Annotated in this window: 23 protein-coding genes and 1 pseudogene; 8 read left to right on the forward strand and 16 right to left on the reverse strand. The window is 71.7% G+C overall.

Annotated features, from left to right (window positions below):
- Positions 1–12: 12 nt before the first annotated feature.
- Positions 13–570 carry a hypothetical protein gene (locus tag ABFY07_RS04025; RefSeq protein WP_346173078.1) on the reverse strand — a complete coding sequence of 186 codons (558 nt, stop codon included), beginning with the start codon at positions 568–570 and terminating at the stop codon, positions 13–15.
- Between the two features lie 177 nt (positions 571–747).
- Here ABFY07_RS04025 and ABFY07_RS04030 point away from each other — a divergent pair, with 177 nt between their 5' ends.
- The 6 genes from ABFY07_RS04030 to yicI all read left to right on the forward strand — a co-directional run bounded on the left by ABFY07_RS04030 (position 748) and on the right by yicI (position 8800).
- Complete coding sequence (locus ABFY07_RS04030; protein ID WP_346173079.1) at positions 748–1821, forward strand: LacI family DNA-binding transcriptional regulator; 1074 nt, start codon at positions 748–750, stop codon at positions 1819–1821.
- A 187-nt stretch (positions 1822–2008) separates the two neighbouring features.
- Positions 2009–3241, forward strand: a complete 1233-nt coding sequence (locus ABFY07_RS04035; protein ID WP_346173080.1) for a sugar ABC transporter substrate-binding protein — start codon at positions 2009–2011, stop codon at positions 3239–3241.
- Positions 3242–3251: 10 nt separating this feature from the next.
- A complete protein-coding gene (locus ABFY07_RS04040) occupies positions 3252–4205 on the forward strand; it encodes a carbohydrate ABC transporter permease (RefSeq protein ID WP_346173081.1) in 954 nt (317 codons plus the stop codon).
- Positions 4202–5026 (forward strand): carbohydrate ABC transporter permease, encoded by an 825-nt coding sequence (locus ABFY07_RS04045; protein WP_104531495.1) that lies wholly within the window; start codon positions 4202–4204, stop codon positions 5024–5026. Before ABFY07_RS04040 ends, ABFY07_RS04045 begins: the two co-directional genes overlap by 4 nt.
- Before the next feature lie 32 nt (positions 5027–5058).
- On the forward strand, positions 5059–6477 hold the full coding sequence (locus ABFY07_RS04050; RefSeq protein ID WP_346173082.1) for a GH1 family beta-glucosidase: 1419 nt from the start codon (positions 5059–5061) through the stop codon (positions 6475–6477).
- Position 6478: 1 nt separating this feature from the next.
- Positions 6479–8800: an alpha-xylosidase gene (yicI, locus tag ABFY07_RS04055; protein WP_346173083.1), complete on the forward strand. Its 2322-nt coding sequence runs from the start codon at positions 6479–6481 to the stop codon at positions 8798–8800.
- Positions 8801–8849: 49 nt separating this feature from the next.
- On the opposite strand, the gene ABFY07_RS04060 is transcribed toward yicI, so the two are convergent.
- The 5 genes and pseudogenes from ABFY07_RS04060 to ABFY07_RS04080 form a co-directional block, all read right to left on the reverse strand.
- Positions 8850–9227: an ArsR/SmtB family transcription factor gene (locus ABFY07_RS04060; protein WP_346173129.1), complete on the reverse strand. Its 378-nt coding sequence runs from the start codon at positions 9225–9227 to the stop codon at positions 8850–8852.
- A gap of 15 nt (positions 9228–9242) precedes the next feature.
- Positions 9243–9695: pseudogene (locus ABFY07_RS04065) on the reverse strand (tellurite resistance TerB family protein); the annotation flags it as partial.
- Positions 9696–9830: 135 nt separating this feature from the next.
- Entirely contained in the window at positions 9831–11258 is a 1428-nt protein-coding gene (locus ABFY07_RS04070) for an aldehyde dehydrogenase family protein (RefSeq protein WP_346173084.1), read from the reverse strand.
- Complete coding sequence (locus ABFY07_RS04075) at positions 11251–12342, reverse strand: homoserine dehydrogenase (RefSeq protein ID WP_346173085.1); 1092 nt, start codon at positions 12340–12342, stop codon at positions 11251–11253. Before ABFY07_RS04075 ends, ABFY07_RS04070 begins: the two co-directional genes overlap by 8 nt.
- Positions 12343–12549: 207 nt before the next feature.
- The gene (locus ABFY07_RS04080) at positions 12550–13002 is read right to left on the reverse strand and encodes a winged helix-turn-helix transcriptional regulator (protein WP_346173130.1); all 453 of its coding nucleotides are present in this window, start codon (positions 13000–13002) and stop codon (positions 12550–12552) included.
- Between the two features lie 119 nt (positions 13003–13121).
- On the opposite strand from ABFY07_RS04080, the gene ABFY07_RS04085 reads away from it, so the two are divergent.
- The gene (locus ABFY07_RS04085) at positions 13122–14381 is read left to right on the forward strand and encodes an MFS transporter (RefSeq protein ID WP_428836850.1); all 1260 of its coding nucleotides are present in this window, start codon (positions 13122–13124) and stop codon (positions 14379–14381) included.
- Here ABFY07_RS04085 and ABFY07_RS04090 read toward each other — a convergent pair.
- From ABFY07_RS04090 to ABFY07_RS04105, 4 genes are all read right to left on the reverse strand, one after another.
- Positions 14365–14514: a VOC family protein gene (locus tag ABFY07_RS04090; RefSeq protein ID WP_346173132.1), complete on the reverse strand. Its 150-nt coding sequence runs from the start codon at positions 14512–14514 to the stop codon at positions 14365–14367. The two genes, ABFY07_RS04085 and ABFY07_RS04090, sit on opposite strands and share 17 nt — an antisense overlap.
- Before the next feature lie 191 nt (positions 14515–14705).
- Entirely contained in the window at positions 14706–14924 is a 219-nt protein-coding gene (locus tag ABFY07_RS04095; protein WP_346173086.1) for a LuxR C-terminal-related transcriptional regulator, read from the reverse strand.
- A 646-nt stretch (positions 14925–15570) separates the two neighbouring features.
- Positions 15571–15885: an AzlD domain-containing protein gene (locus ABFY07_RS04100; protein WP_065967916.1), complete on the reverse strand. Its 315-nt coding sequence runs from the start codon at positions 15883–15885 to the stop codon at positions 15571–15573.
- Between the two features lie 14 nt (positions 15886–15899).
- The gene (locus ABFY07_RS04105) at positions 15900–16583 is read right to left on the reverse strand and encodes an AzlC family ABC transporter permease (RefSeq protein WP_346173087.1); all 684 of its coding nucleotides are present in this window, start codon (positions 16581–16583) and stop codon (positions 15900–15902) included.
- Positions 16584–16652: 69 nt separating this feature from the next.
- Between ABFY07_RS04105 and ABFY07_RS04110 the strand changes: the two genes are divergently transcribed.
- Entirely contained in the window at positions 16653–17222 is a 570-nt protein-coding gene (locus ABFY07_RS04110; RefSeq protein WP_065967893.1) for a helix-turn-helix domain-containing protein, read from the forward strand.
- A gap of 28 nt (positions 17223–17250) precedes the next feature.
- On the opposite strand, the gene fabG is transcribed toward ABFY07_RS04110, so the two are convergent.
- The 6 genes from fabG to ABFY07_RS04140 all read right to left on the reverse strand — a co-directional run bounded on the left by fabG (position 17251) and on the right by ABFY07_RS04140 (position 23979).
- Positions 17251–17967 carry a 3-oxoacyl-[acyl-carrier-protein] reductase gene (gene fabG, locus ABFY07_RS04115; protein WP_346173133.1) on the reverse strand — a complete coding sequence of 239 codons (717 nt, stop codon included), beginning with the start codon at positions 17965–17967 and terminating at the stop codon, positions 17251–17253.
- A 135-nt stretch (positions 17968–18102) separates the two neighbouring features.
- Entirely contained in the window at positions 18103–19185 is a 1083-nt protein-coding gene (locus ABFY07_RS04120) for a branched-chain amino acid aminotransferase (RefSeq protein ID WP_346173088.1), read from the reverse strand.
- A gap of 35 nt (positions 19186–19220) precedes the next feature.
- Positions 19221–20798: an acyl-CoA carboxylase subunit beta gene (locus ABFY07_RS04125; protein WP_346173089.1), complete on the reverse strand. Its 1578-nt coding sequence runs from the start codon at positions 20796–20798 to the stop codon at positions 19221–19223.
- Positions 20799–20819: 21 nt separating this feature from the next.
- On the reverse strand, positions 20820–21698 hold the full coding sequence (locus tag ABFY07_RS04130) for a fumarylacetoacetate hydrolase family protein (protein WP_346173090.1): 879 nt from the start codon (positions 21696–21698) through the stop codon (positions 20820–20822).
- Between the two features lies 1 nt (position 21699).
- Positions 21700–22122, reverse strand: coding sequence for an acyl-CoA thioesterase (locus ABFY07_RS04135; protein WP_346173091.1), 423 nt, complete (start codon positions 22120–22122; stop codon positions 21700–21702).
- A gap of 3 nt (positions 22123–22125) precedes the next feature.
- Positions 22126–23979: an acyl-CoA dehydrogenase family protein gene (locus ABFY07_RS04140; protein ID WP_346173092.1), complete on the reverse strand. Its 1854-nt coding sequence runs from the start codon at positions 23977–23979 to the stop codon at positions 22126–22128.
- Positions 23980–24027: the final 48 nt, after the last annotated feature.

The following is a 24027-nucleotide window of genomic DNA, read 5'->3' on the forward strand; positions in this document are numbered from 1 at the left end:
CCCGGCCCGGGCCTACCCCACGACGAGGGCACTCAGCACGTACAGGACGAACGCCGCGGGCACCACCGCCACCAGGGCGGCGGGGCGGCGGAAAACGGGCTTGCCGGGGTCCCGCCGGGTGCCGAGGAGGTCGTACCCGGGCTCGGGCAGATGATTGATCTTCGCGCGGGCCCGCAGGTTCACGACGATGGTGAGGGGATTGAAGATGAGCGCGGACAGCGGGTGCCACCACCCCTGCCACAGGGTCCTGGCCGTCAGGCCACGGAACAGCGCCGTCCCGCAGGTCCGGCAGAACCGCCCCTTCTGCTTCCGGAACAGCAGGAAGAGCAAGAGGCCCTGGTGGTGCCGGACGGCGACCTCGGTGGCCGGAGACCCGCAGCACACCTGACACACCGGCTGCTCGGGCGCGGCGTACCGGGCATCCGCACCGGTCTCGTCCGCCTCGGGGGCGGAGGGACGCGGACGCAGGGGATAGCCCGGCACCGGCTGGGCGGGCGCGGACCGCGGCGCTTCGTACGCCCCACCGGGAACGGCGCCGTACGGGTCGCCGGGCGAGATCGGCAGCGACATCGACTTCCTCACGACGGGCGATCCGCGCGGACACCGCACCGGGGTCGCGCCGATCACGTGTACTCGACAACGTGCGAGGTGACCATACTCGTCGGCCCCTGTGGTCGACCCCTCTATATGATGGAATCCGCCGCTCCGGCTCATCGTCGCCGTGCCCGCATCACCGAGGGGTCGAGGTTGCCAACCATCAGGGATGTCGCCCAGCACGCCGGGGTCGCGCCGAGCACCGTCTCCTATGTGTTCAACGGCTCCCGGCCCATTTCCGAGGAGACGCGCCGGCGGGTGCAGGAGGCCGTGGACGCGCTCGGATACCATCCGCGGGCCAGCGCCCGGACGCTGCGCAGCAGCCGCACCCATGTGATCGCCCTCGCCCTGCCCCGCCCGGCCGGCCGGCGCAACGCGGTGGACGGCCCGTTCGCGATAGCGGTCAGCGACGCCGCCGTACGGCTCGGCTACGACCTGCTGCTCACCACCTCCCAGGACAAGGCCGAGGGGCTGCGCCGGGTGGCGCTGAGCGGGCTCGCCGACGCGGCCGTGCTGATGGCCGTCGACATGGAGGACGCCCGGATCGACGTCGTACGGGAGCTGGCGTTTCCCGCCGCGCTCATCGGGCGGCCGGCCGACGAGGACGCCCTGCCGTGGACCGACCTGGACTGGGAGGAGGCCGCCGCGCTGGCGGTGCGTGAGCTGGCCGCCGCCGGACACCACGAGATGGTGTACCTCGCGCCCACCGAGGAGGAAGTGGCGGGCAGGCGCAGTTACGCGCTCCGGGGCATCGCCGGTGCGGCCCGCGGCGCCCGCGGCACCGGCGCCACCGTCACGGTCGCCCACGCGGTGGACGACCCGGCGGAAGTGGCCCGCCGGCTCCGGGGGCTGCTCGTGGAGCGCGCGGACGGCGGAGCGCGTGGACGGCCGACCGCGCTGATCGTGCAGCACCCCTCCGCGCACCACCACATCCTCACCTCCATGACCGATGCCGGGCTCCGGACACCCGAGGACCTCACCGTCGTGGTGATCGGCGCCGTGCCCGGGGACCTGTCCGGCCGGCGGCTGCCCCGGGTCGAACTGCCGGTGGAGACGCTGGCCGGCGAAGTGACCCGGCTGGCCGTGACCGCGGCCACGGCGCTGCGCGAGAACACCGTGGGAGACGCCGAGGCCGGTCCCCGGCTGCTCGCCGACACCGTCGGCCATCTGCTGATCGCCCCCACCCTGCTGCCGGGGGACACCCCGCTCACCGCCCCGCGGGCCTGATCCCGGGGCCCGCCCGAGGCCTGTTTTCTTCTCCTGAGGCTCTTGTCGCCGTCGGACACATGCCCTTAACATCGCTCCAGTCGCTTCGTCGAATCGATTCGATGCCCCCTCTTCGTATCACCCGTGCGGCGCCCCGTGCGACCTCCGTCTCCTGACAGAGCGGTAGCCCGAACCGAGAGACACCCACATGCCATTCCTTCGCAGCCGCCCTGCGGCGCCGGTCCTGCTCCTGACCCTCCTCGTGGCCTCGGCCGGCCTGACCGGGTGCGCGCGGGGAGCCGACCCCGACACCATCACGGTGCTGAACTCCGCCACGGACCAGCACGAGCACGACCAACAGCAGAAGTTCTTCGACCGGTGTGCCAAGCCGCTCGGGGTGAAGGTCGAGCAGACCAGCGTCCCCGCCGCGCAGGTGGCCACCAAGGCGCTGCGGATGGCGTCGTCGCACTCGATGACCGACATCCTGGAGCTGGACGGATCGGAGCTGCCGCAGTTCGCCGACACCGGTGGCCTGGTCCCGCTGAAGAAGGCGGGCGTGAGCCTGGACGGGCTCTCGACGGGTGCCGTGAGCATGGGGAGCTTCAAGGGCACCGCGTACGGCATCGCCCGCTCGGTCAACACCCTGGCGCTGTTCTACAACACCGATCTGCTGGAGAAGGCGGGGGTGACCCCGCCCACCACCTGGGACGAGCTGAAGGTGGCGGCCAAGAAGCTCACCCGGGGCAAGACCTTCGGGATGGCGTTCAGCGCCACGCCCGACGCGGACGGGGTCTACCAGTTCCTCCCCTTCTTCTGGTCGGCGGGCGGCAACGAGGCCCACCTCGACAACGGCAAGGGTGTCCAGGCCGTCCAGCTCTGGAAGGACCTGGTCACCGAGCGGTCCGCGTCGAGCGCCGTGGTCACCTGGAACCAGCAGGACGTCAACGACCAGTTCATCGCGGGCCGGACCGCCATGATGGTCAACGGCCCCTGGCAGGTCCCCGTGCTCAGCGAACACCCGTCCCTGCACTGGGCGGTCACCACCATCCCGGTGCCCGTGGCCGGCAAGGATCCGGTGGCCCCGATGGGCGGCACCGTGATGACCCTGCCCCGCACCGGCGAGACCGGCCGCCAGACCACCGCCGCCAAGATCCTCAACTGCCTGAACGAGCGGAAGAACCAGGTGGGCTGGGGCGCGGGCGTGAACAACATCCCCACCAGGGACACCGCGGCCGCCCAGTACAAGGCCGACAACCCCAAGCTCGCGGGCTTCGCCGACACGGTCGCCACCGCCCGCTCCCGCACCGCTCTCGTCGGCGCCCGGTGGCCGGCCGTCTCCACCGCCCTGGCGGGTGCCTTCCAGTCCGTTCTGACCGGCAGCTCCTCGCCCGAAGCGGCGCTGAAGCGTGCCCAGTCGCAGGCCACGGCCGGCGGAGAGTGAGAGAGCCCTCATGAGTACCACCACCGCCGCGCCCGCCGAGTCAGTGGCGACGAGCCCCGCGGCCCCCGCCCGGCGGGCGTCCCGCGCCACGCTGAGCCGCTGGCTCTTCGTCGCGCCCGCCGTCCTCTACATGCTGGCCTTCTTCGGGTATCCGCTCGTGCGCAACGTCGTCATGAGCTTCCAGCACTACACCCCGCGCACCTTCTTCACCGGCGAGGCGCCGTTCAACGGCCTCGACAACTGGACCGCGGTGTTCGGCGACAAGCTGTTCACCGAATCCCTCTGGCACACGGCCCTCTTCACCCTGGGCTCCCTGCTCGGCCAGTTCGTCCTGGGCCTGGCGCTGGCCGTGTTCTTCTCCCGGCGCTTCCGGCTGTCCGGCTTCGCCCGCGCCGTGCTGCTGCTCCCGTGGCTGGTCCCGATGGTCGTCTCGTCGGTCGTCTGGCGGAAACTCCTCGACCAGGACACCGGGGTGCTCAACACCCTGCTGATGAACCTGCACCTCACCTCCGAGCCGGTGCCCTGGCTGAGCAGCCCGAGCGTCGCCCTGCTGTCCGCCGTCCTGGTCAACATCTGGGTCGGCATCCCCTTCAACATGGTGATCCTCTACGGCGGGCTCCAGGAGATCCCGCGCGAGATGTACGAGGCCGCCTCGCTCGACGGCGCCGGCCCCTGGCGTACGTTCCGCAGCATCACGCTGCCGCAGCTGCGGCCGGTGATCACGGTGGTCCTGGTCCTCGGCTTCATGTCGACGATCAAGATCCTGGACCTGATCCTCGCCCTCACCGGCGGCGGCCCCGCCGACTCCACCCAGACCCTCGGCACGGTCACCTACCAACTCTCCTTCCAGCAGCTCGACTTCGGGCAGGGCGCGGTGGTCGGCAACGTCCTCATCCTCATCAGCGCGGTGTTCGCCGTGTTCTATCTCCGGGCCAACCGGTCCGACTTCGCCGAGGGGAAGTGATCGCCGTGTCCACCCGCACCCTGCGACGGCGCGGTAACACCGTCATCGCGCTGGTCATCCTGGTCATCCTGCTGTTCCCGCTGTACTGGATGCTCAACATCGCCCTCCAGCCGGGCGAAAGCCTCGCCTCGACCCACTGGCTCCCCACCTCGCCGGGCTGGTCCAACTTCGAGCGGGCGCTGGAGAGCCAGGGCGGCTCGCTCGTGACCAGCCTGGTCGTCGCGCTCGGCGCCGTCGTGGTCTGTCTCGCGATGGCCGCGCCCGCCGCCTACGGCCTGGCCCAGCTCGGCCTGAAGGGCGGCCGGTCCCTCGTGTTCGGCACCCTGATCACCCAGATGGTGCCCGGCATCGTCATCGCCAACGCGCTCTACAGCGCCTATGTCGACCTGCACCTGGTCAACTCGCTCGCAGGACTGATCCTCGCCGACGCCTCGCTCGGGCTGCCGTTCTCCATCGTGCTGCTGAGGGCGTTCATGGTGTCGATACCGAAAGAAGTCGTGGAGGCGGCGATGGTCGACGGGGCGAGCCGGTTCACCGCCTTCGTGCGCATCGTGCTCCCGATCAGCCGCAACTCGCTCATCACCGCAGGACTCTTCACCTTCCTCTTCGCCTGGTCCGACTTCATGTTCGCGCTGACCCTCAACACCACGGACGCCGTCAAGCCGATCACCCTCAGCATGTACGAGTACATCGGCGCCCACGTCAGCGACTGGGGCGCGGTCATGGCCACGGCCGTCGTCTCCGCCGTCCCGGCGGCGATCCTGCTGATAGTGGCCCAGAAGTACGTCGCCGCGGGAATCACCGGCGGCTCCGTCAAATGACGCTCTCCCACCCGGAAGGTCCGCACCCCCGCATGACCAGCACGCCACCCCCGTCATCCGACACCACGCGATTCCCCCTCTTCCCGCCCGGCTTCGTCTTCGGGACCGCCACCGCGAGCTACCAGATCGAGGGCGCCCACGACGAGGACGGCCGCGGACCGTCCATCTGGGACACCTTCAGCCACACCCCGGGCCGCACCGAGGGCGGCGCCACCGGCGACATCGCGTGCGACCACTACCACCGCTACCGCGAGGACGTCGAGCTGCTGCGACGGCTCGGCGTCGACTCGTACCGCTTCTCCGTGGCCTGGCCGCGGATCCAGCCGCACGGCACCGGCCCGGCCAACGCGAAGGGCCTGGACTTCTACGACCGGCTCACCGACGCACTGCTCGAAGCCGGGGTTTCCCCCGCCGTCACGCTCTACCACTGGGACCTGCCGCAGGCCCTGGAGGACCGGGGCGGCTGGCGGGTCCGGGAGACCGCCGAGGCCTTCGCCGAGTACACCCGGCTGGTCGTCGAGCGTCTCGGCGACCGGGTGGGCCGGTGGATCACCCTCAACGAGCCCTTCTGCTCCGCCTTCGTGGGATACGCCGAAGGACGGCACGCCCCCGGCGCCCGCGAGGGCACCGGAGCCCTGGCCGCCGCCCACCACCTGCTGCTCGCCCACGGCCACGCCGTGCGGGTGCTGCGCGAGGCGGGCGCCCCCCAGGTCGGCATCACCCTGAACCTCGACCGGATCCACGCCGCCAGTGCCTCCCCGGCGGACCAGGCCGCGCTGCGCCGCGCCGAGACGCTGCACAACGAGGTGTGGACCGAGCCCCTGTTCCACGGGCGCTACCCCACCGGCGAGGCCGAGACCTGGGGCGAGTCGGCCGACGGCAGCTACCGCCGCGACGGCGACCTGGACATCATCGGCGCACCGCTGGACTTCCTGGGGCTGAACTTCTACCGCCCGCTGACCGTGTCCGACGCGCCGTACGCGGAGGCCGACGCGTCCCGGCGGACGGCCACGGACATCCGGGTGGCCGAGAGCGACCCGTACGGCACCCGGCACACCACCATGGGCTGGCCCGTCGTCCCCGAGGCCTTCACCGAGCTGCTGGTGGACCTCTCCAGGCGGTACCCCGACCTGCCGCCCCTCTACATCACGGAGAACGGCTCCGCCGAGGCCGACACCGTCTCGCCGGACGGGGCCGTGCGGGACACCGACCGGGTGAGCTACCTGCGCGACCACCTCGCGGCCCTGTCCACCGCCATCGACGCGGGAGTGGACGTCCGCGGCTACTACTGCTGGTCGCTGCTGGACAACTTCGAGTGGGCCCGGGGCTACGGTCAGCGCTTCGGGATCGTACGGGTCGACTACGAGACCCAGGAACGGACGCCCAAGGACAGCTACCACTGGTTCCGTGAGCTGATCGCCGTCAACCGCGCGTCCGCGCAGGAGCACTGACATGAAGTTCACCGACGGCTATTGGCAGCTGCGGCCGGGGGTGACGGCCCGCTACGCCACCTCCGTCGCCGACGTGGACGTCGCCGACGACCGGTTCACCCTCTACGCGCCCGTCACCCGGGTCCGGCACCGCGGCGACACGCTCAACGGGCCCCTGGTGACGGTGGAGGCGTGGTCGCCCGCCGAGGGCGTCATCGGGGTACGGCTGTGGCACCACGGCGGCAGGCGCCCCCGGACCCCGCGGTTCCCGCTCGCCACCGACCCGGACGGCGGGCCGGCGAAGACCGTGCGCGAGGGCCCGACCGTCGAGCTGGTGTCCGGCGCGCTGTCCCTCAAGGCCGGCACCGAGGGCCCCTGCACCCTCGAATTCCGCTCCGGCGGCAAGGTCATCACCTCGCTCGGCCCCCGCGACCTGGGCTTCGTCACCGACGCGGACGACCGCCACCACATGCTGGCCAGGATGTCGCTCGGCGTCGGCGAGACCGTGTACGGCCTCGGCGAGCGCTTCACCCCGTTCACCAAGAACGGCCAGAGCATCGACATCTGGCAGGCCGACGGCGGCACCAACAGCGAACAGGCCTACAAGAACGTGCCGTTCCATCTGAGCAACCGCGGGTACGGCGTCTTCGTCAACCACCCCGGCAAGGTCTCCTACGAGATCGCCTCCGAGAACGTCGGCCGGGTCCAGTTCAGCGTGGAGGACCAGTCCCTCGAATTCTTCGTCTTCGCCGGACCCGCCCCCAAGGACGTGCTGCGCCGCTACACGGGTCTCACGGGCCGGCCCGCCCTGCCACCGGACTGGTCCTTCGGGCTGTGGCTGTCGACCTCCTTCACCACCTCCTACACCGAGGAGACGGTGTCCCGGTTCGTCGCGGGCATGACCGAGCGGGACATCCCGCTCAGTGTCTTCCACTTCGACTGCTTCTGGATGCGGGAGTACCAGTGGTCCGACTTCGTCTGGGACCCCGAGGTCTTCCCCGACCCCGAGGGGATGCTGTCCCGGCTGAAGGAGCGGGGGCTGCGCGTCTGCGTCTGGATCAATCCGTACATCGCGCAGAAGTCCCCCCTGTTCGCCGAGGGCATGGCGGGCGGCTACCTGCTCAAGCGGGCTGACGGCGACGTCTGGCAGTGGGACAAGTGGCAGGCCGGGATGGGCCTGGTGGACTTCACCAACCCAGCCGCCCGCGAGTGGTTCGCCGCCAAGCTGCGCCACCTGCTCGGCCAGGGGGTGGACGCCTTCAAGACCGACTTCGGCGAGCGGGTGCCGACCGAGGACGTCGTCTGGTTCGACGGCTCGGACCCGGAGCGGATGCACAACTACTACACCCAGCTCTACAACGAGACCGTCTTCGACCTGCTCGTCGAGGAGCGCGGCGAGGGCGAGGCGGTGGTCTTCGCCCGCTCCGCCACCGCGGGCGGCCAGCGCATGCCGGTCCACTGGGGCGGCGACTGCGAGTCGACGTTCGAGGCGATGGCCGAGTCGCTGCGCGGCGGCCTGTCCCTCGGGCTGTCCGGCTTCGGCTTCTGGAGCCATGACATCGGCGGCTTCGAGGGCACCCCGCCGCCGGCCGTCTTCAAGCGGTGGGTGCAGTTCGGCCTGCTCTCCTCGCACAGCCGGCTGCACGGCAGCAAGTCCTACCGGGTGCCGTGGGACTTCGGCGAGGAGGCGGTCGAGGTCACCCGGGACTTCACCCGGCTCAAGCACCGGCTGATGCCCTACCTCTTCCACGCCGCGGTCGAGGCCAAGGAGTCCGGTACGCCGGTGATGCGGGCCATGCTGCTGGAGTTCCCCGAGGACCCGGCCACCCACACGCTCGACCGTCAGTACATGCTCGGCGCCGATCTGCTGGTGGCGCCCGTGTTCAGCGAGGACGGCACGGTCGAGTACTACGTGCCGGAGGGCATCTGGACCGATGTGCTCACCGGGAAGCGGGTCAGCGGTCCCGGCTGGCGGCGCGAGCGGCACGGTTTCCGTACGCTGCCGCTGCTGGCCCGGCCGGGCTCGGTGATCCCGTTCGGCGCGGTGGACGACGGTCCCCGGTACGACTGGGCGGACGGCGTGACCCTGCATGTGTACCCGGGCGGGGCCGACGGCTCGGAGACCGTGACCACCGTCCCCGCACGCTCGGGGGCCCCGGCGGCGGTCTTCACGATCCGGCGCTCGGGCGGGGAGACGGTCGTCGAGACGGACAGCGACCTGGCGTGGAACGTCGTGGTCGTGGGGGCCGCCCCGGCCGACGACGCCCGGGCCCACCCGGCCGGAGCGCTGTACCAGGCCCCGCCCGGCACCCACCGCCTGGTCGTCCCGGCCGCCGGCGGGTGAGGCAGTCGCGGCCGTCCCCTCCGCGCGGCCCGGGCCGCGCGGAGGGGCCTCAGGGGGTGTCCCGTGCTCCCGAGGGGGAGCGGAGGTAGGAGTGGAGCTGACCGAGCAGCTCGGCGATGCCCTCCTTGTCGGCGCGGTAGCGGACCAGCTTGCCGCTCCGCGTGGACTGGAGCAGGCCTCCGCGGCGGAGGACGGCGAGGTGCTCGGACGTGGTCGACGGGCCGAGTCCGGCGCGCTCGGCGACTTCGCCGACGGTCAGCTCCTCTCCGTCGGCGAAGTGCGCGAAGAGCTTCTGCCGCGTGCTGCTGGCCAGTGCCTTGAGAAAGACCTGAAGGTCGTCGTCGGGCAGGACGGCCTCACGGTGTGCCGCCTCCTCCCCGCCGGGGGCCGCCGGGGGCTCGTCCACGGCTCGGTAGGGGCGGGGCACGCGGAGCGGGCGGTGCAGGTCGAACTCGGCCGGTGGGATGTCCAGGGCCGAGCAGGCCTCGCGGACGACGGCCCGCTCGCTGTCGTCGAAGTGGCCGTCGGCGCATCCGATGACAATGCCGATCTGGATGACGGCTCGCGCCTCCGCCGGTTTCCTCTTCGCCTTGCCGATCTCCTGGAGGGCGCTCACCTTGCCGAGGGTGAAGTCCGCCGTCAGCTGGTCGAGGTGATCCTCGAAGCGGCGATGCAGGGCGTCCGGGGGAAAGTGGTGGAGCACGTCATTGGTGGCGACGAGCTGGGCGACGCGTCGCCGCTCCGACGGGTCGATGGTGCCGTCCGCCGCCGCCACCAGGGCGCACATCGCCATACTCGCGTCCCGGAACGCCCCGCTCTGCAGCTCGTGCTTCTTCGCGGTGAGCTGAGCCTGCATCGTCTGGGCCGATTCCCTGAGGCGGTCCCACAGCGCCATCTGTTTCTCCTTGCCCCTACTGCCCGCCGTGTGAGGAGAAACAGAATCTACAGGTTTGTAGAGAGGTACCGGAAAATCAGCCGGGTTACCGCGTGGAAAGCGCGCTCAGGGAGTCGTGCCCGACGCGAGACTCTGTTACCGCGCGTCGTTCAGATGATTGACGCAGACGACCTTGGGCTGGGTCATCTCCTCGAAGGCGAAGCGCACGCCCTCGCGGCCCATGCTGCCGTACTTGAAGCCGCCGAAGGGCATGGCGTCGAACCGGTAGTCGGAGGAGTCGTTGATCATCACTCCTCCGGCCTCCAGGAGCCGGGCCGCGGACAGGGCGCGGTCCAGACGGGAGGTGAAGACCCCCGCGTGGAGGCTGTAGTCGATGGCGTTGGCCTGCTCGATGGCGTCGTCGAAGGACTCGAACGGCTGCAGCGCGACGACCGGGGCGAACGCCTCCTCCCGCCAGATCGCGCAGGTGGCCGGGACGTTCTCCAGGACGGTCGGCGTGTAGAGGGAGCCGTTGAGCTGGTTGCCGCACAGCAGCACCGCGCCCTCGGCCACCGCCTCGTCGACCTTCCGCTGGGTGGCCTGTGCGGCCTCGGGGGTGATCATGGGGCCGACGTCGGTGTGCTCGTCGGTCGGGTCGCCGACGCGGAGCAGTTTCGTGCGGGCGACGAAGGCGTCGCGGAATGTCTCGTAGACCTCACGGGCGATCAGGATCCGCTGGGTGCCGATGCAGTTCTGGCCCGCGGCCCAGAAGGCACCGGAGACACAGGATGCGACCGCCTCGTCCAGGTCCGCGTCGTCCATGACGATGACCGGGGCGTTGCCGCCCAGGTCCATGGCCAGTTTCTTCAGGCCGGCCGTGCGGGAGATGGCCTCGCCGGTGGCGAACCCGCCGGTGAAGGACACCATGCGCACCTCGGGGGCGCCGACGATCGCGGCGCCGATGTCGGCCCCGCCGTTCACGACCGTGACGACCTCCTCCGGCAGGCCGGCCTCGATGAGCGTGTCGACCAGGCGGAGCGCGGACAGCGGCGTGTGGGCGGAGGGTTTGAGGATCACCGCGTTGCCGCCGGCGATGGCCGGGCCGAGTTTGTGGGCGACCAGGTTGAGCGGGTCGTTGAACGGGGTGATGGCGGCGATGATGCCCAGGGGCTCGCGGGTGAACCAGCCCTGCCGCCTCTCGGAGCCCTCGTAGGCGTCGAAGGGGACGACCTCCCCGGCGTTGCGGCGTGCCTCCGCCGCCGACAGGGCGAGGGTGTTGGCCGCGCGGGCGGCCTCTTTGCGGGCCTGTGTGATCGTCTTGCCCGCCTCGCTGACGATCAGCTGGGCGAAGGACTCGGCGCGCCGCCGCACCAGGTGGGCGGCGCGCTCCAGGACACCGGCCCGGGTGGCGCGGGACAGCGCGGCCGAGGTGCGCCGCCCGCACCTGGCGCGCTGCAGGACGGTGTGGATGGCGGTGGCGTCGACGGTGCAGATCGAGGCGATGACCTCGCCGGTGTAGGGGTTGCGCACCGGTGCCATGTCGGCGCCGAGCTCGATGCCGGGGGTCACGAAGGTGTCAGCCACGGGGGGCCTCCTCAAGGACGCGGCGCACGGGGGCGGTGTCGTCGTGAGCGTGGTGGCGCTGGTGGATGGCGATGATGTCCGACAGCAGGGCGTAGGCCGTCTCCATCCGGCCGGCGCCGGGTCCGGACACCGTGACGGTGCCGAGCAGGTCGGTGTGGAAGGAGACCGCGTTGCCCGGGCCGGAGATCCCCGCGAGCGGGTGGTGGGCGGGCAGCGCGACGGGGGCGACCCGGGCGGTCACGGTGCCGTCCGCCTGGCGGGTGGCCGAGCCGACCAGCTTCCAGCGCAGCCCCTTCCCGAGGGCGTCCTGGGCGTCCCGTGGGGTGATCCTGGAGATGCCCTCGCAGACGACGTCCTCGCGGCGCAGATCGGCGCCCAGGACCTCGTTGGCCAGGATCACGGCCTTGAGCTGGACGTCGTGGCCCTCGATGTCGGCGGTGGGATCGGCTTCGGCGTATCCCAGCTCCTGGGCCTGCGCGATCGCCTCGGGCAGCTCGACGCCCTCCTCGAGGCGGCCCAGGACGTAGTTCGAGGTGCCGTTCATGATGCCCTGGACACCGGTGATCTCCAGCCCGCCGAACAGGCGCCGGGCGGTGCGCAGCACGGGGGTGCCGCTGAGCACCGAGCCCTCGAACTCGAAGCTGACGCCGTGCCGCTCGGCCAGCTTCCTGAGTTCCCGGCCGGCGACGGCGACCGGCCCCTTGTTGGTGGTGCACACGTGCTTCCCGGCCTCCAGCGCCCAGCGGACGTGGGAGAGGGCGGGCTCGCCGTCGCCGGGGTTGGTGAACGTGGCCTCCACGACGATGTCGGCCGGGACCTCGCGGATCACGCTCTCGTTGCGGGTGTCGGCGCTTCCGCCGGGCAGACCGGCGAAGCTCAGCTCCCCGGGTTCGGCCGCCAGCAGCGGGGCCAGGTCGATGCCGTCGGTGTCCACGAGGGAACCGGCCCGCAGATCGGTGATCGCGACGACCCGCAGGGCGAAGCCCAGCTCGTCGGCGAGGCGGTCCCCACGCTGGGATATGAGTTCGGCGAGCGCGCGGTTGACACCGCCGAATCCGATGAGGGCGAGGTCGTATCGGCCCATGTGATCGCTCCTTCGCAGCCGTACCGCGACCTTCACGGTGCGGCTGCTCAGAGCGTCGCTCCCCGGCCTGTCACCCGCGCCATGCCACAACGGCCACCGGGTATGCCGATGTGCACCGTCCCGGTGCCGATTCGCCCGCTGCCGGGTACGCGCCGCCCTCCCGCGGTACGAGGCGGTGGGCGGCGCCCGGATCAGTCCGAGCCCGGATCACTCGGCGGGGAGCTTGTGGACGGCGGTGTCGTCGGGGTTCAGCCGCCGTCCGTCCGCGGCCAGCACTTCCAGGGCGCGGAGGCGGTGTCCCTCCCGGCGGTCCACCAACTCGGAGTGGGGCTCGCCGGGGGAGAAGAGGTTCTGCTCGCCCCACTGCCGCAGGGCCACGATGACGGGGAAGAGCGCCTCGCCCTTCGGGGTCAGGACGTACTCGCGGTAGGCGCTGCCGTCCGAGGCGGGGACGGATTCGAGGACACCGCCGGCGACCAGGGTGCGCAGCCGCGCGGTGAGGATGTTCTTCGCCACGCCGAGGCTGCGCTGGAACTCCCCGAAGCGCCGGCTTCCGTCGAAGGCGTCCCGCACGATCAGCAGCGACCACCAGTCGCCGATCGCGTCCACCGAGCGGGCGACGGGACATGCGCTGTGGTCGAAGCGTGTCCTGGCGACCATGGCGTCCTCACTCTCAGGCGTCACTCTCGGGCGTCCTCACCCCGCGATGGTTGCAACATGCTACCAAGGAAGTTACCGTCGCCACTGGTAGCAACATGAAACCAGATAGGGGAGTGCCGATGCCGGGCAGCAGTGAGGCCGGGACACGACGGACCGAGGCGCGAAGGGAGGAGGATCCCGCGTTCGTCCTGTCCCGGGGCGTCGTGGTGCTGTTCGCCGTCGCCTGCGGGGCCGCGGTGGCCAACGTCTACTTCTCCCAGCCGCTCCTGGTGACCATGGGCCACGACCTCGCCATGAGCCCGGCACTCATCGGCAGCGTGGTCACCCTCACGCACGTCGGATACGGGCTGGGGCTCTTCTTCCTCGTGCCGCTGGGCGACGTGGCCGACCGCCGGCGGCTCATCGTGGCCCAACTGCTGCTCCTCGTGGTGGCGCTGACCGTGGTGGCCACCGCCCCCACGGCGGCGGTCCTGCTCGCGGGCATGGCCGCGACGGGGCTCCTCGCGGTCGTCACCCAGACGCTCGTGGCCTTCGCGGCATCACTGGCCCCTCCCGCCGGGCGCGGACGCGTCGTCGGCCTGGTCACCAGCGGCGTGGTGATCGGCATCCTGCTCGCCCGCACCGCGTCCGGCGTCCTGGCCGACCTCGCGGGCTGGCGCTCCGTCTACCTCGCCTCGGCGTCCCTCACCGCGCTGCTCGCCCTGGTCCTGTACCGCGTGCTGCCGAGCCACCGGGAGGCCCCGCCGGCGACCCTGCGCTACGGACAACTCCTGCGCTCCACCCTCACCCTGTTCGCGCGCGAACCACTGCTGCGCCTCCGTGCCCTGTTCTGCCTGCTGGTCTTCGCCGCGTTCAGCACCCTGTGGAGCAGCGTCGCGCTGCCGCTCAGCGAGGCTCCGTACTTCCTGCCCCACAGCGCGATCGGGGCGCTGGGACTGGTCGGTGTCGCCGGCGCCCTGGCCGCGACCGTGGCCGGCCGCCTGAACGACCGCGGACTCTCCCGACGGACCACCGGCATCGCCCTGGCGCTGCTCACCGCCTCATGGCTGCCCCTGGCCTTCACCCGCCACTCGCTGTGGGCCCTGTTCGCCGGGGTGATCCTCCTCGACCTCGCCGTGCAGGCGGTCCACGTCACCAACCAGACCCTCATCTACGCCCTGCACCCGGACGCGGGCAGCCGGCTGATCGGCGGATACATGGTCTTCTACTCGATCGGCAGCGCCACCGGCGCCATCGCCGCCACCTCCCTCTACACGGCGGCGGGCTGGGGCGCCGTGTGCGCGCTGGGCGCCGGGTTCAGCGGCCTCGGGCTCGCCCTGTGGGCGTTCACCCGGGACGGCACCCCGGATCCGGGACCGGGGATCACGGGGTCTGCCTGACGAAGACGCAGAAGGGATGGCCGTCGGGGTCGCGGTACACGCGGAAAGCCTCGTCGTCGTCAGGGTCGGGCCGCTCCCGGTCGGCCAGCAAAGTGCCCCCCAGGGCGAGGACGCGGTCGTGCTGTCTCCTCAGCTCCTACCAGCCGGATACCGCTCTCCTGATCAGTCACAGGAACCAGGCTGCCCCGTCACGGCCTCATCATGACCGCGTCCGCCCGGCGCGCGTACGGTGGCGCTCTCCATGTCCGTGCCCCGGCGCGGCCCCCTCGGACGCCGAGGCCCTCCGGGGCACGATCACCGGGATGTACGCGGCCTGCCTGGCTCTCAGATGCCGGCCCTGGTGACGATCTGCCAGGCGAAGCCGGCGATCCCGGCCTGGAGTCGTGATTCCACGCCTAATTTGGCCAGGATCTGCGCCACATGGGCCTTGGCGGTGCGCTCGGTAATGGCCAGCTGGGTCGCGATGGTGCGGTTCGAGGCCCCCTTGCCCAGCAGTTGGAAGACGTCGAGTTCGCGCTCGGACAGCAGGGGCACGCGTGCCATGGCCGTGCCCCAGACTTCGTCCACCGAATTCATCACGGTATCTCAGAGCTCCTTGGGTCGTTCCGTGGGCTGTGCCGCAGGCGCGGCCTCGACATATGGGTCGGCCCCGTCCGCGTCCAAAAACAGCCGCCACCGCTTGGGAAATGGGCGGATGGACGCGCAGTTCGTGCCAAGGAATAACAAAGGAAAGCACCGGGTCGTCATTCTTTCCGGACGCTCCCGGAAATGACGGCGGGTGAGGATTCCGGAGCCTCGCCGAGGGTCTGTGCGGAAGCGCTCCGGATCGAAATGGCGTCAACCCCGCTCGCGGCGGAGAAGGATCAGCCGTGGAGCATGTCCTCCGCCCGGCACCCCATGGACTGGGCGTGCCGCACGTCGGTCAGAGAAAAGGATGCGACGCTCTCGTTCACGATACCCCCCCGAATATCTCGACAGAACGAACATCCGAACGAAGGCCGACTGGCGTGCGCGTGAACCGGACTGACTTTCGAAGCCAGTCACTGCGGGCAACGCTACTGGACTCATTCTGGGGCGAGCAACGGCGGGTCCAATATTTGAGATGGTTTGACCCAAACTTGCCAAAGGGGGCCGAATGCCTTGCGCGGTGTTTACGGAATGCGGAGGGGAAACGGAGTGGCCGGCCGCGTCACGGCACGCCGGCGAGCCGGAGCAGCGCCGCGGTGCCCGCCGCCGCGAGCACGACCACCAGGAACGGCGCCTTGCGCCAGGCGAGCACTCCGCCGACCAGGACGCCGACCGGCCGGGCGGGGCCGACGAAGTCGTCCCCCTCGGTGAGCGCGGCGATGGCGGTGAGCGCGGCGAGCAGCACCACCGCCGAGGCCTCCAGCAGCTTCTCGGCCCGCGCCGGGAAGGTGATCTTGGCCCGCAGGAACGGCCCAGAGAGGCGGAGCAGAAAGGTCCCGACCGCCAGGGCGAACATCGCCGCCAGCGTCGGCAGCATCGGCACGGCGTCGCTCACCGCGCGGCTCCTTCCGCCGCCTTCGCGGTGAACAGCGGGAGCGCGGCCAGGGCGGCCAGTACCGGCAGCCCGGTCGGCAGGAACGTGGTGGCGGCCAGCGCCAGCGCGATGCCGGCCAGCGCGGTCCGCCGCACCGCCCGGTCCTTCAGGGCGGGCAGGATCAGCGCCAGGATCACCGCGGGGAACATGGCGTCGAGCCCGAGGGTCGCGGTGTCCTCCACGACGCTGCCGAGCAGCGCGCCCAGCGCGGCGCCCACCGGCCAGCAGAGCAGGATGCCCAGGCCGCAGGTCCAGTACGCGGCCCGCTTGCTCGACAGCTCGTCCTGGGCGATGGCGAAGACGACGGTCTCGTCGTTCATCAGATGGGTGCCGAGCATTCTGCGCCACCCCCGTCCGAGCACATCGGGCACCGCCAGGCCGAACGGCAGATGGCGGGCGTTCACCAGGAGGCCGGCCAGCAGGGCGGCGATCGGGCTGCCCCCGGCCGCGATGATCCCGATGAACAGGAACTCGGAGGACGCGGCCAGGACGAGCGCCCCCATCAGGACCGGGAACCACCAGGCGAAGCCCGAGGTGACCGCCACGGCGCCGTACGACAGGCCGATGACGCCGACGGCCAGGCAGACGAGCGCGATGTCGCGCAGCAGCCCCCCGTCCAGAGTTCTCCATAACGAACGCATGGAGTTTATGCTGAACGCATCAGCGAATGTTCGTCAAGCCGAACGATCGACCATTGGAGCGAACGACCCGTGTCCGACGCCGACCCCGCGCTCAAACCTCCGCTCGAACTGATCGCCGCGTCCCTGCGGGCGGAGCGTGCCCGAGCGGGCCTCTCCCTCACCGAGGTCGCCCGCCGGGCCGGGCTCGCCAAGTCCACGCTCTCCCAGCTGGAGTCCGGCACCGGAAACCCCAGCCTGGAGACGCTGTGGGCGCTCTGCGTGGCCCTGGAGATCCCCTTCTCCCGGCTGCTGGCCGTCTCCCGGCCGCAGGTCCAGGTGATCCGGGCGGGGGAGGGGCCGGCCATCGGATCCGCCCAGAGCGACTACCGGGCCACCCTCCTTGCCGCCTCCCCGCCCCGGGCCCGGCGGGACGTCTACAGCATCGCCGCCGAGCCCGGCCCGCAGCGCTCCTCGGCGCCCCACCTGCCGGGAGTCGTGGAGCACGTCGTGATCAGCGCGGGCCGGGCCCTGGTGGGAACCGCCGACGAGCCCGTCGAACTCCACCCGGGCGACTACATCTGCTATCCGGCCGATGTGCCGCACGTCTTCCACGCGCAGGAGCCCGGCACCCGCGCGGTGCTGGTCTCGGAGCACCCCTGAGCACCCGTGGCCGCGGCGCCCGTCGGCCTCAGTGCCCCATGCCCAGGCCGCCGTCCACCGGCAGGACGGCCCCGGTGATGTAGGCGGCGTCCTCGGAGGCGAGGAACCGCACCGCCGCCGCCACCTCCTCCGCCCGCGCGCCGCGCCCCAGGGGCACCTTGCCCAGCAGGGCGGCCCGCTGCTTGTCGTTCAGCGCCCTGGTCATGTCCGTCTCGACGAACCCCGGCGCCACCACGTTGCAGGTGACGCCCCGTGAGCCGAGCTCGCGCGCCACGGACCGGGCGAAGCCGATCAGACCGGCCTTCGAGGCCGCGTAGTTGGTCTGCCCGGCCGCGCCGAGCAGACCGACCACCGAGGAGATCAGCACGATCCGCCCCCGCCGCGCCTCGACCATCTCCTCGGCGGCCCGCTTCGCCACCCGGAAGGCCCCCATGACATTGGTGTCCAGCACATCCGAGAAGTCCTTCTCGGCCATCCTCAGCAGCAGCTGGTCCCGGGTGATCCCGGCGTTCGCCACCAGCACCTCCACCGGCCCGTGCGCCGCCTCCACCTCCTTGTACGCCCGGTCGACCTGCCCGGCGTCGGTGACATCGCAGCGGACGGCGAGACAGCCGAGCCCGGTGGCGGCCTCCGGCGGGCCCGTCCGGTAGGTCAGCGCCACCCTGTCGCCCGCCTCCGCGAAGGCGCGGGCGACCGCGAGGCCGATGCCCCGGTTCCCTCCCGTCACGAGGACCGAACGGCTCACGATGCTCACCACACCCCTTCTCGACGGTTCACGATGGGTACGCACCGGGCAGCCCCGGACCCGGCAGCCCCGGGCCCGGCAGCCCCGGACCCGACAAACCCGGATTCGGCGGGCCCGGACCCGGCGCCGGGCCGGTCAGGCGATCTTGTGGACCCAGCCGAAGGGGTCCGGCCGCGCGCCGAGCTGAATGTCCGTCAACTCCGTTCGCAGCCGCGAGGTGACCGGGCCGGGCGCCCCGCCGCCGATCGTCCAGTCGCCGTCCGCGCTCCTGACGAAGCCGACCGGCGTGACCATCGACGAGGTGCCGCAGGAGAACACCTCGGTGAGCGCCCCCGACTCGGCGTCGGCGCGCCACTGCTCCACGCTGACCCTCCCTTCCTCGGCCCGGTAGCCGAGCTCGGCCGCCAGCGCCAGCACCGAGTCCCGGGTGACGCCGGCCAGCAGGGTCCCCGACAGCTCCGGGGTGACCAGCCGGTTGCCGTAGACGAAGAACAGGTTGCTGGTGCCCATCTCGTCCACCCAGCGGTGCTCCACGCAGTCCAGCCACACCACCTGGTCGCAGCCCTTCTCCCGGGCCTGCGCCTGGGCCACCAGGGTGCCCGCGTAGTTGCCGCCGCACTTGGCCTCGCCGGTGCCCCCGGGAGCCGCCCGGGTGTAGTCCCGCGAGAGCCACACCGTGAGCGGTTTCGCCCCGGCCTTGAAGTAGGCGGCCGCCGGTGAGGCGATCACCATGAACCGGTAGGCGGTGGAGGGCCCGTAGAAGCCGATGGTGTGCTGGGTGGCGATCATGAACGGGCGCAGGTACAGGCTGTGGCCCGGGCGGTCCGGAACCCAGTCCCGGTCGGCGGTGACCAGCAGCTCCAGGGCCTCCACGAAGGTCTCCTCGGGGAGCTGTGGCATCGCCATCCGCGCACAGGAGCGGTTGAGCCGGGCCGCGTTGGCGTACGGGCGGAAGGTCACCACCGAGCCGTCGGGGCGCCGGTAGGCCTTCATGCCCTCGAACACCTCCTGGCCGTAGTGGAAGACCTGGGCCGACGGGTCGAGCACCAGCGGCCCGTACGGATGCAGCCGGGCGTCGTGCCAGCCCCGCTCCCGGTCCCAGTCGATGCTGATCATGTGGTCGGTGAACACCTCGCCGAAGGCGGGCGCCTCCAGCAGCGCCGCCCGCTCGGCGGCGGGCCGCGGGACGGCCGGCTCGGTGGTGAAGGTGATGGTCATGGGCGCTCCAGGGCAGGGGACACCGGACTTGAGGGTCACAGGGGGGTGTTGGCGTGCTTGCGGGACGGCTGCTCGGCGTGCTTGGTCCGCAGCATGCGGAAGGCGCGCGCCAGCACCGCCCGGGTCTCGGCGGGGTCGATCACATCGTCGACCAGCCCGCGCTCGGCCGCGTAGTAGGGGTGCATCAGCTCCGACCGGTAGTCCTTGACCACCCGGGTCCGCACGGCTTCCGGATCGGCCGCCTCCGCGATCTGCTTGCGGAAGATGACGTTCGCGGCGCCCTCGGCGCCCATCACCGCGATCTCGTTGGTCGGCCAGGCGTAGGACAGATCGGCGCCGATCGAGCGGGAGTCCATCACGATGTACGCGCCGCCGTAGGCCTTGCGCAGGATCAGCTGCACCCGCGGGACGGTGGCCTCGCAGTACGCGTAGAGCAGCTTCGCCCCGTGCCGGATCACCCCGCCGTGCTCCTGGTCCACCCCGGGCAGGAAACCCGGCACGTCCACCAGGGACAGCAGCGGAACGCTGAAGGCGTCACACAGCCGCACGAAGCGGGCGGCCTTCTCGCTGGCCCGGATGTCCAGCACCCCCGCCAGGGCGATCGGCTGGTTGGCGACGATGCCGATCACCTGGCCGCCGAGCCGGGCCAGACCGCACAGGATGTTGGGCGCCCACCGCTCATGGACCTCCAGGAAGTCGCCGTGGTCCACGATCTCCTCGATCACCCGGCGCATGTCGTACGGCAGCCTGCCCTCCGCCGGGACCAGGTCGGACAGCGCCTCGGTGCGCCGGTCGGCCGGGTCCGTGCTCCGGGCGAAGGGCGGGTTCTGCTGGTTGTTGGACGGCAGCAGGGACAGCAGGTAACGGACCTCGCTGAGACAGGTCCACTCGTCGTCGTACACGAAGTGGGACACGCCCGACAGCTCGGCGTGCATGTCGGCGCCGCCGAGCCGCTCCTGGGTGACGTCCTCGCCGGTGACGGCCTTCACCACGTCCGGGCCGGTGATGAACATCTGCGAGGTGCCGCGCACCATGAACACGAAGTCGGTCAGCGCGGGGGAGTACGCCGCGCCGCCCGCGCACGGCCCCAGGATGACCGAGATCTGCGGGATCACCCCGGAGGCCCGCACATTGCGCCGGAAGATCCCTCCGTAGCCGGCCAGGGCCGAGACGCCCTCCTGGATCCGGGCCCCGGCCCCGTCGTTGAGCGCCACCAGTGGCGCGCCGGCCGCGAGGGCCATGTCCATGATCTTGTGGATCTTCTCGGCGTGCGCCTCCCCGAGCGCCCCGCCGAAGATCCGGAAATCGTGCGCGTAGACGAACACGGTGCGGCCCTCGACCGTGCCCCAGCCCGTGATCACACCGTCCGTGTGCGGCTTGCGCTCCTCGATCCCGAAGCCGACGGCCCGGTGCCGGCGCAACTGCTCCACCTCGGCGAACGACCCGGCGTCCAGCAGCAGGTCGATGCGCTCACGGGCGGTCAGCTTGCCCTTCGCGTGCTGTGTGCGAGTCGCGCGCTCGCCCGGACCGTGGCGGGCCAGCTCCTTGGTCGCGTGCAGTTCGGACACCCGTGCCCGGGTGTCGCCCCCGATGAGTTCCGGCTGGACGGTCATCCGCTCCCGCTCTCCTTCCTGTCACCCCCGGGCCTGTGCCCAGGCCGCCGCGCGGCAGCGCTGCCGCTGCGCCCCCAGCCCCGCCACCTCCGCCTCCACCACGTCACCGGCCCGCAGATACGGCTGGTCGGGGCGGCCCAGCGCGACCCCGCCCGGCGTCCCGGTCAGCACCACGTCACCGGGGTGCAGCACCATGAACCGGCTCAGGTACCAGACCAGATGCGCCACGTCGAACACCATGTCCGCGGTCGACCCGTCCTGCATCAGCCGGCCGTTGACCCGGCAGGTCAGCCGCAGCCGCTGCGGGTCGCCGGCCTCGTCCGGAGTGACCAGGTACGGACCCAGCGGACCGAACGACTCGAACGACTTGCCCTTCACCCACTGGCCGCCGCGCTCCAGCAGCCAGCTCCGCTCGGACACGTCGTTGCCCGTGGCGAAGCCCGCGACATGGGCGAGCGCGGCGGAGCGGTCCGGCAGATACCGGGCGCGCCGCCCGATCACCACCGCCAGCTCCACCTCCCAGTCGGTCTTCTCCCCGCCCGGCGGCAGCAGCAGGTCGTCGTGCGGGCCGACCAGGGTGGACGGCGCCTTGCTCGAGACGATCGGCTCGTCCGGCAGCGCCAGGCCCGCCTCGGCCGCGTGCATGCGGTAGTTGAGCCCGATCGACAGCAGGTGCCCGCCGGGACGCACGGGCGGCCCGACGCGCTCGGCGGCCGGGTCGACCGCCGGCAGCCCGGCGGCCTCCCGCCCCAGCCGTGCGCCCAGCTCCCGCAGCGCGTCCGGGTCCAGGGCCGCGCCCGTCCAGTCGGGCACCCACGCCGACAGGTCCCGCACCACCCCGCCGGGGCCCACCGCGCAGGGCCGCTCCTCGCCCGGCGCACCGATCCGCAGCAGCCGCATATCAGCCGACCGCCCGGGTGTCCTCGAGGTACTTCTCGAAGAAACGGGCCTCGTCGTCGGTCAGCCGCCGGGGCCGGCCCGCCCGGTAGTCGAACGGCGCCATCGTGGTCGAGGCGGTGGCGTACACGGTGTCGCCGTCCTTGACCGCGTAGTCGATGGTCACCGTCGCCGACTGGAGGTCGGAGACCCACATCTCGATCTCGACCGGCTCGTGCCGGTGCACCAGCTGCCGCCGGTAGCGGATCGTGTGCCCCACCACCACCGAGCCGTCCCGGAAGAAGGCGTCCCCCTCGGTCGGCGCCATCCGGAAGACGAAGTCGACCCGGGCCTCCTCCAGATAGCGCAGGAACGACACGTTGTTGACGATCCCGTAGGCGTCCATGTCCGACCAGCGGATCGGGCAGAAGTAGCTGTGCCGCGCCACCCCTCAGCCCCCCTCGGCGGGCCGGGCGGCGGCCGGGCCGAAGGCGCCGGTCCGCCGCTGGAACGCGGCCACGTAGTCGTCCGCCGCGATCGGCGCCCGCAGCAGCTCGGGCGACAGGTTGAACCCGCCGATCAGCGTCTCGGCGTACGGCCGGATCTCCGCGCACAGCGCGTCGGCCTCCAGCGGCAGCCGCTCCACCTGCTCGGCCGTCAGCGCCCCGCGCGCCAGGAGCCAGTCGGCGGCCCGCCGCACCTCGGTCAGCCCGTACAGGGCCGCCAGCAGGCCCAGCGCCGCCCGCGCGGTCTCGTCCCGCGCCGCGTCCACCGCCGCCGTGAAGCACTCCAGCGCGATCCGCACCCCGCGCGCCCGGGCCATCTCCAGACCGGAGTTGATGGTCCCGTTCCACGCCTCGAAGTACGTCCGGTCCCCGGAGTCGTCCGCCATGGCCGCCCGGGCCGCCCGGAGCAGCTCCCGCTCCCGGTGGCGCAGCGCCGCCCCCAGGAACGCCGGGTCCCGCAGGCTCCGGCCCCGCGGGTCGGGGGCGGTGCCCGGCTCCGCGCCGTCCTCCGTCCCGTCGCCGCCCCGCGCGATGATCTGCCCCGCCGTGGTGGCCAGCAGCACCTGGTTGTCGCCCTCCGCGGTGACCAGGCCCTGCAACAGCGAGCCGTAGTCCGCGATCCGGTTGACGCTGAAGATGCCCTGCGCGCCGCAGCGCTCCCGGCAGGTGGCGACCACCTCGGTCATCTCCCAGGTGGACAGCGCCTTGGTGATCGACACCAGGTCGCCCAGCCCGGCCGGCACCGCATCCCGCGGCGCGCTGGTGAACTCCCGCTTGGCGTGGTTGAGCAGCAGCGTCATCGCGTACGTCTTGGACAGCGCGGTGAACAGCGCGAGCTGGTGGCTGCGGTACTCGATGACCGGCAGGTCGTTGCGGCCCGGCGCGTTGGTGAGCCGCCGCGCCGCGTACCGCAGGGCGATGTACACGGCGGCCCGGCCCGCGCCCGTGGCCGCGCTGGAGACGCACAGCCGACCGGGCAGGATCCGGCTCATCGCGCGCAGGAACCGCTTCCGCTGGTTGCCGGCGGCCGGGCGGAACACACCGTTCTCGTCGAAGCCGCCCATGTCGCCGTGGAGCAGGTTGCGGCGCGGGACCCGCACATGGTCGAACCAGGTGAGGCCGTTGTCCAGGCCCTGCACCGGCTTCTCCGGGCAGGGCGCCGCGTGCACCCCCGGACGCAGCCCGTCCCGGTCGCTGATCCGGACCAGGAACGGGAACACCCCGTGGTCCCTGCCGTCCGCCTTCAGCCGGGCCATCACCACGGCCAGCTTCGGGATGTCCTGGAACCCGCTGTACGACATGTACTTCTGCGCGAGCGCGTCGGGGGTGTTCAGGACGAACGTCCCGGTCCCGGCGTCGTACACGGCCTCGGTGCGCAGCGCGGCCACGTTGTTGCCGTAGCCCAGCTCGGTGGCCATGTACGGGCTGAACGAGTCCAGCCGGTCCAACTCGTCGAACAGGTCCTTCAGATCGTCCCGGGCCCCGTGTTCCACGACCGTGCCGAAGGCCAGGTTGTAGTGCACCATCAGCAGCGAGAACGTGGACACGTCCACCAGCGACGGCCACTCGGCCAGCGCGAACAGCCGCCACGGGTCCGCCAGGATCTCCCGTGGCCGCTCCAGGCCGGCGTGCACGGCCCGCGACCGCTCGTAGGCCAGCCTCCCGGCCTCGGCCATGGTCAGCCCCTCGCGGGGGTCGAACACCGGGTCCAGCAGCAGCTCGTGGAGGTCCTGGTGGGTCTGCTCGTACCTGCCGTCGAAGAGCAACCGGGACAGGTCGGCCGAGACCGACGGGGTCATCTGTGGGTCCTTTCCTGCGGTTCGGTTCGTGAGGACCGGCGGAAGGGG

Source organism: Streptomyces sparsogenes subsp. cuspidosporus (assembly GCF_039532705.1).
Lineage (GTDB): Bacteria > Actinomycetota > Actinomycetes > Streptomycetales > Streptomycetaceae > Streptomyces > Streptomyces sparsogenes.

What these genes read in the sequence shown, in the direction of transcription:
- ABFY07_RS04025 (WP_346173078.1), bottom strand. Translation starts at nt 570, where the DNA reads ATGTCGCTGCCGATCTCGCCCGGCGACCCGTACGGCGCCGTTCCCGGT.
- ABFY07_RS04035 (WP_346173080.1), top strand. Translation starts at nt 2,009, where the DNA reads ATGCCATTCCTTCGCAGCCGCCCTGCGGCGCCGGTCCTGCTCCTGACC.
- ABFY07_RS04040 (WP_346173081.1), top strand. Translation starts at nt 3,252, where the DNA reads ATGAGTACCACCACCGCCGCGCCCGCCGAGTCAGTGGCGACGAGCCCC.
- ABFY07_RS04050 (WP_346173082.1), top strand. Translation starts at nt 5,059, where the DNA reads ATGACCAGCACGCCACCCCCGTCATCCGACACCACGCGATTCCCCCTC.
- yicI (WP_346173083.1), top strand. Translation starts at nt 6,479, where the DNA reads ATGAAGTTCACCGACGGCTATTGGCAGCTGCGGCCGGGGGTGACGGCC.
- ABFY07_RS04075 (WP_346173085.1), bottom strand. Translation starts at nt 12,342, where the DNA reads ATGGGCCGATACGACCTCGCCCTCATCGGATTCGGCGGTGTCAACCGC.
- ABFY07_RS04080 (WP_346173130.1), bottom strand. Translation starts at nt 13,002, where the DNA reads ATGGTCGCCAGGACACGCTTCGACCACAGCGCATGTCCCGTCGCCCGC.
- ABFY07_RS04085 (WP_428836850.1), top strand. Translation starts at nt 13,122, where the DNA reads ATGCCGGGCAGCAGTGAGGCCGGGACACGACGGACCGAGGCGCGAAGG.
- ABFY07_RS04095 (WP_346173086.1), bottom strand. Translation starts at nt 14,924, where the DNA reads ATGGCACGCGTGCCCCTGCTGTCCGAGCGCGAACTCGACGTCTTCCAA.
- ABFY07_RS04100 (WP_065967916.1), bottom strand. Translation starts at nt 15,885, where the DNA reads ATGCTGCCGACGCTGGCGGCGATGTTCGCCCTGGCGGTCGGGACCTTT.
- ABFY07_RS04105 (WP_346173087.1), bottom strand. Translation starts at nt 16,583, where the DNA reads ATGCGTTCGTTATGGAGAACTCTGGACGGGGGGCTGCTGCGCGACATC.
- ABFY07_RS04120 (WP_346173088.1), bottom strand. Translation starts at nt 19,185, where the DNA reads ATGACCATCACCTTCACCACCGAGCCGGCCGTCCCGCGGCCCGCCGCC.
- ABFY07_RS04125 (WP_346173089.1), bottom strand. Translation starts at nt 20,798, where the DNA reads ATGACCGTCCAGCCGGAACTCATCGGGGGCGACACCCGGGCACGGGTG.
- ABFY07_RS04130 (WP_346173090.1), bottom strand. Translation starts at nt 21,698, where the DNA reads ATGCGGCTGCTGCGGATCGGTGCGCCGGGCGAGGAGCGGCCCTGCGCG.
- ABFY07_RS04140 (WP_346173092.1), bottom strand. Translation starts at nt 23,979, where the DNA reads ATGACCCCGTCGGTCTCGGCCGACCTGTCCCGGTTGCTCTTCGACGGC.